Annotated in this window: 4 protein-coding genes; 3 read left to right on the top strand and 1 reads right to left on the bottom strand. The window is 61.8% G+C overall.

Annotated features, from left to right (window positions below; all coding sequences use genetic code 11):
* Window positions 1-664: 664 nt before the first annotated feature.
* A complete protein-coding gene (locus QZ302_RS08440) occupies window positions 665-865 on the bottom strand; it encodes a hypothetical protein (RefSeq protein WP_294594434.1) in 201 nt (66 codons plus the stop codon).
* Between the two features lie 64 nt (window positions 866-929).
* Between QZ302_RS08440 and QZ302_RS08435 the strand changes: the two genes are divergently transcribed.
* Genes QZ302_RS08435 through murC form a run of 3 tightly spaced genes read left to right on the top strand, consistent with a single transcriptional unit; the run spans window position 930 to window position 4,978 of the window.
* Window positions 930-2,432 (top strand): FtsW/RodA/SpoVE family cell cycle protein, encoded by a 1,503-nt coding sequence (locus tag QZ302_RS08435; protein WP_294594432.1) that lies wholly within the window; start codon window positions 930-932, stop codon window positions 2,430-2,432.
* Window positions 2,425-3,591 (top strand): undecaprenyldiphospho-muramoylpentapeptide beta-N-acetylglucosaminyltransferase, encoded by a 1,167-nt coding sequence (gene murG / locus QZ302_RS08430; RefSeq protein ID WP_294594429.1) that lies wholly within the window; start codon window positions 2,425-2,427, stop codon window positions 3,589-3,591. The genes QZ302_RS08435 and murG overlap by 8 nt, the downstream gene beginning before the upstream one ends.
* Window positions 3,572-4,978, top strand: coding sequence for a UDP-N-acetylmuramate--L-alanine ligase (murC, locus tag QZ302_RS08425; protein WP_294594428.1), 1,407 nt, complete (start codon window positions 3,572-3,574; stop codon window positions 4,976-4,978). The genes murG and murC overlap by 20 nt, the downstream gene beginning before the upstream one ends.
* The last annotated feature ends 207 nt before the right edge of the window (window positions 4,979-5,185 follow it).

Below are 5,185 nucleotides of genomic sequence, written 5' to 3'. Positions count from 1 at the left end.
TTGGACGTGCTTTTGCGGCTCGTAGAACCGCCGGGCTTGCGGCGGGGCATCTTCGATGCCCGGGCCGGACGCCGAAGCCCGAACCCGACAGAATTGGGGAGGTGAATGGGTTGTTGCTCTTGCGGCTCTTTGAGCCGCGCAGTTCGCCGCCACCCCCGGCGGCGGGCTGCAACTCGTCGGAGCTCGTTGCACTCACCGCTGGCGGCGAACAGCTAAGACCTGAGAGCGAGTAGCGCGATTCCTTACGGAATCGCCGTTCTCGGGCGCAGCGATGCAATAGTGGCGCGTGGGGGCGCGCCGAGGACGAACCTCGCAGAATTGGGGTGGTTGAATGGGGAGTGCTTTTGCGACCCACAGGGTCCGCCGGGCCTGCGCCACCCCCGGAGCGCGCGGCCTGAACCCGCCAGAAAAAGGCGTTGTTCCTGCGATCCGTAGGGTCGTGTGGGCCGGACACTGGCCTACGCGAGGGACGTACAACATCTTTTACTGGCTGCCTCTACCCCATAGCAGTACCTCCCGAGCGTCCGACCGCATTGGAGTTGTACGTACCGGTCAGTCTTCGCGTGCCGCACGGCACGCAAACCGCAGAATCAAAATAGGAAAACGAATATAAGCCCGGGTTCTAAGTCCCCAATCGGTTCCGTCGAAAGCTCTTCTGTTCCGTTTATTCCGAGAGGCAACGCAACTGAAAACCGTTGCCGCGAGTGTACGCACTCGAAGGATCCATGATCGTCGCACTGAACAACAAACGCCAAGCGCCCGTGCTGCCGTCGGGCACCGACGCCGACCAGACCGTCCCCTCGCCGCCGACGCCGCTCAGCGCGCCCGAAGCGTAGCTGCGGTAGCCCGGGGCCGCTAAATCCATCCTCCCCACCCAAAAGGAGATCGAAAGCCGCGCGAATCTCCCGGAAATTCAGTAGCTTTGTGACATGGCGAAGAAAAGAAGACTCCTTCTCTTTCGGGGCGATAAACCCTTGTGGATTATCGTCGCATCGCTTTTTCTCGTATCCCTCCTCGTCGTCTACTCCGCCACCGCCGCCATGGCCTACCGCGAAGTTGACGGAAACACCTCCTACTACCTCTTTCGCCAGGCGCGATTCATCATGATCGGCTTCTTCGTCATCATCGTCGTGCACTGGATCGACTACAAATACTACGCCCGCTACGCCAGAGCCCTCTTTCGTCTCAGCGTCATCCTCGTCATGCTCGCTTATGTGATCGGCGTCTCCTTCAACGAAGCCGCCCGCTGGCTGCGAATTCCCTTTCTCGGCTTCACCTTCCAGCCATCGGAACTGCTTAAAGTGACCTTGGTGCTGGTCGTCGCCCAGCAACTCGGGATTCGGCAACGCGTGATCGCACAAATCCCTATTTTGCCCCCATTGACACCCGGCGGGTGGGGCCGAAATCCTCAACGCAGCTTCGATATCTGGTATAAAACCACCCGGCCTCTGATCCTGCCCATCGTGGTCGCCACCCTGGTCGTTCTGCCCTCCAACTTCTCCACCGCCGCCATCTTGTGGGTGACCTGTATGATTATGCTGATGATCGGTCGTGTGCGGCAGAGCGAACTCAACCGGCTGACCCTCTTTGCCATAGTAGTCGGCGGCCTCTTGATCGGCACCATGTATCTGGCCGGCGTCGGCCGGGCCGAGACCTGGGCCAACCGCCTGACCCAGTTCATAGCCCCCGGCGAGACCGTCGCCGACACCAAACAAGTCAGCCAGGATCGCTATCAGATCGAACAGGCCGAGATCGCCATCGCCTCCGGCGGCGTCTTCGGCAAAGGGCCCGGGAACAGTACCCAGCGCTCGCAGCTGCCCCACCCGTACTCCGACTTCGCCTATGCCTTCATCGTTGAAGAGTACGGCATCGTCGGCGGAATCATCGTCTTTGTTTTGTACCTTTGGATATTTTACCGCGCCGGGCTGATCGTGCGGCGGTGCAGCCGGCCGTCTCAGGGGTTGATGGTGCTCGGTCTGAGCCTGATCGTCACCATGCAGGCCTTCGTGAACATGGCCGTTTCGGTCGGCTTGATGCCCGTGACCGGCCAGCCCCTGCCCTTGATCAGCCTCGGGGGATCGTCCGTTTTTTTCACCTGTGTGGCGATGGGTATGATCCTCGGCGTAAGCCGCGAAAGCGAACGGGAACAGCAGGAGAACGAAGCCCGGCTGCGGAGAGAGGCGATTCTTGCCGCCGGCGGCGATCCGGACGACGAAGAGGCGGAACCCGAAACCGTTGCGGCGCCCAAGCGGCCGCTCGTCTTGGGGCGGCGGCGACAGGCGGATGCACACCCGGCGGCCTCCGTTTTCGACAGCGAGGACGAGGAGGACGATTTGGTGCTCGTCGACCGGGGCGACGGGAACGATTGGGACGACCGCTCCGTTGACGGACGTCGCGAGATTATCGATTTAATGGACGATGACGATGAATAACAGACCGTTACGCGTGATTATCAGCGCGGGAGGAACCGGCGGACACATCTATCCGGCCGTGGCCGTGGCCGATGCCCTTCGGGCGAAGCTTGGCGAGGAAGGCGTCGAGATGCTTTTCGTGGGGGCCGAGGGGAAGATGGAGATGGAGCGGGTGCCGAAAGCGGGGTACGAGATCGTCGGGTTGCCTGTGGCGGGATTGCAACGGCGGCCGTTGCTCTCGCGCGCCAATTTGGAACTGCCGTTCAAGGTGATGCGGAGTCTCGGCCGGGCGCGGCGGATCATCCGGGAGTTTCGACCCGATGTGGCCGTCGGCTTCGGCGGGTATGCCAGCGGGCCGGTGCTGTGGGCGGCTCAGCGGAGGGGGATTCCGACCGTGATTCAGGAGCAGAACTCCTATGCGGGGTTGACCAACCGGCTGCTCGCGAAGCGGGCCAAGGCCGTGTGTGTGGCTTATGAGGGGATGGAACGATTTTTCCCGGCAGCGAAACTGCGGTTTACCGGCAACCCTTTGCGCGACCGCTTTTCGGCCGTGGCGGAGCCTTCCGCGGAGGTGCGGGCCGAAGCGGCTGAATACTTCGGCTTTCCGGTCGACTCGGGGCGGAAGACCTTGCTCGTGGTGGGGGGTAGTCTCGGGACTCGGACGCTGAATCAGTGCATGCTGAAGGGGCTGGACACGTTTGCAGCGCATTCGAACGATGTACAGGTGATCTGGCAGAACGGAAAGTATTATGAACCGCAGATTGCAGCCGCCATTGCCGCGCGTGAGGGCGGATTGCCGGCGAATGTGTGGCGGGGGGCTTTCATCGAGCGGATGGATCTGGCCTATGCCTTGGCCGACGTGGTGGTGGCGCGGGCCGGAGCCGGGACGGTGTCGGAGCTCGAACTCGTCGGGCGTCCGACGATTTTCGTCCCCTCGCCGAATGTGGCCGAGGATCACCAGACCAAAAATGCGCGGGCGTTGGTTTCGAAAGAGGCAGCCTGGATGGTGGCCGACGCGGAGGCCGAGGCGGAGGCCGTGCCGTTGGCTTTGGAGCTGCTGGCCGATGCCGGTCGGTGTGCGGAACGGGTGGCTAATCTGCGTCGGCTGGGGCGTCCCGGAGCGGCTGCCGAAGTGGCTAAGACAGTGATCGATATAGCAAATGAACGAAACGAAAAATAGCATCTATTTTGTCGGGATCGGCGGCATCGGGATGAGCGCGCTGGCCCGTTATTTCAGGCATGCGGGGTGGCTCGTGGCGGGTTACGACCGGACGCCGTCGCCGCTCACGGCGGCTCTTGAGGCGGAGGGGATCGCCGTGCACTACGAGGATTCGGTCGACCGGATTCCGGAGGCGTTCAGGGATCCGCTGAAGACACGGGTGATTTATACCCCAGCCGTGCCGGTCGACCATGCCGAACTGTGCTGGTTCAGGACGCAGGGGTTCGAAGTGCTCAAACGGTCGCAGATGCTCGGCCTGCTGGGCGAGGGGCGGCGGGTGATGGCGGTGGCGGGGACGCACGGTAAGACCACGACTACGACGATGGTGGCCCACTTCAATGCGGTGGCGGCGGGCGAGGGATCGGCTTTTTTGGGCGGCCTGTCGAAGAATTTCGACTCGAATCTGGTGCTCGGCGCCGGGTTGCGGATGGCGGTCGAGGCCGACGAATTCGACCGCTCGTTTCTGCAACTCCATCCGCAGGCGGCTGTTATCACGTCGGTCGATCCTGATCATCTGGATATTTACGGCACTTATGAGGCGGTGCGCGAGGCTTTTGCGCAGTTCGCCGGACAGATCACGCCGGGCGGAACGCTTATTCTCAAAAAGGGGATTGAGTTGCCTTTGGAACAGGCCGATATCCGGCGGTACACGTACCATGTGACGGATTCCGGGGCGGATTTTCATGCCGAAAATCTTCGTGTCGACGGGGGGGGATACTATACGTTCGATTTGGTCTTTCCGGATCGGCGGATCGAGCGTTGTCGGCTGGGGATTCCGGGTTTGGTGAATGTCAAAAACTGTGTGGCGGCGGCGGCGTTGGTGTGGAGCGAGGGTTTTGTCTCGGACGAGCGGATGCGCGAGGCGATTGCGACTTTCCGGGGGGTGCAGCGGCGGTTCGATTTCTGGGTCAATGATCCGTCGGTGGCGGGCGGGACGATCTATATGGACGATTATGCCCACCATCCGGCGGAGCTGCGGGCGATGTTGTCTTCGGTGCGGAAGATGTTTCCGGAGCGGGAGCTGACGGTGATTTTCCAGCCTCATCTTTACACCCGGACGCGCGATTTTGCGCCGGAGTTCGCCGAGGCATTGAGTTTGGCGGATCGGGTGTGGCTGTTGCCGATCTATCCGGCTCGGGAGCTGCCGATTCCGGGTGTGGCGTCGGAGATGATTTTGGACGGGATCACGACGCCTCGGAAGAGGTTGATTTCCAAGGAACAACTTCTGGAAGAGGTAGCGGCGTTGGCAACCGGGGGCGTGCTGGTGACAGCGGGGGCAGGCGATATCGACCGTTTTTGTGCCCCGGTGGCCGCGCTTGTGCAACGGAAGAACGGCGGGGTGGGGTAGGCGCGCGAGCGAAGGGTTGGGCCGAGGCTTTGCGCAGGCGGTCAGACCCGGCCAGAGCATCCCGTAGGGATGCGCTCTAAAGTTTTTTCGGTTCCTTTTGTTCACAAAAGGAACGGTTCTGTCCGGCACAGAGCTTGACGCGCGCCACGCCAAAAGAAGCGATTCAACTATTTCGGCGGTAGCCGAATATAGATGAATCGCGCAGGC

The sequence above is a fragment of the uncultured Rikenella sp. genome (assembly GCF_910579375.1).
Classification (GTDB): Bacteria; Bacteroidota; Bacteroidia; order Bacteroidales; family Rikenellaceae; genus Rikenella.
This window is presented reverse-complemented; position numbering and strand designations above follow the sequence as displayed.

What these genes read in the sequence shown, in the direction of transcription:
- QZ302_RS08440 (WP_294594434.1), bottom strand. Translation starts at nt 865, where the DNA reads ATGGATTTAGCGGCCCCGGGCTACCGCAGCTACGCTTCGGGCGCGCTG.
- QZ302_RS08435 (WP_294594432.1), top strand. Translation starts at nt 930, where the DNA reads ATGGCGAAGAAAAGAAGACTCCTTCTCTTTCGGGGCGATAAACCCTTG.
- murG (WP_294594429.1), top strand. Translation starts at nt 2,425, where the DNA reads ATGAATAACAGACCGTTACGCGTGATTATCAGCGCGGGAGGAACCGGC.
- murC (WP_294594428.1), top strand. Translation starts at nt 3,572, where the DNA reads ATGAACGAAACGAAAAATAGCATCTATTTTGTCGGGATCGGCGGCATC.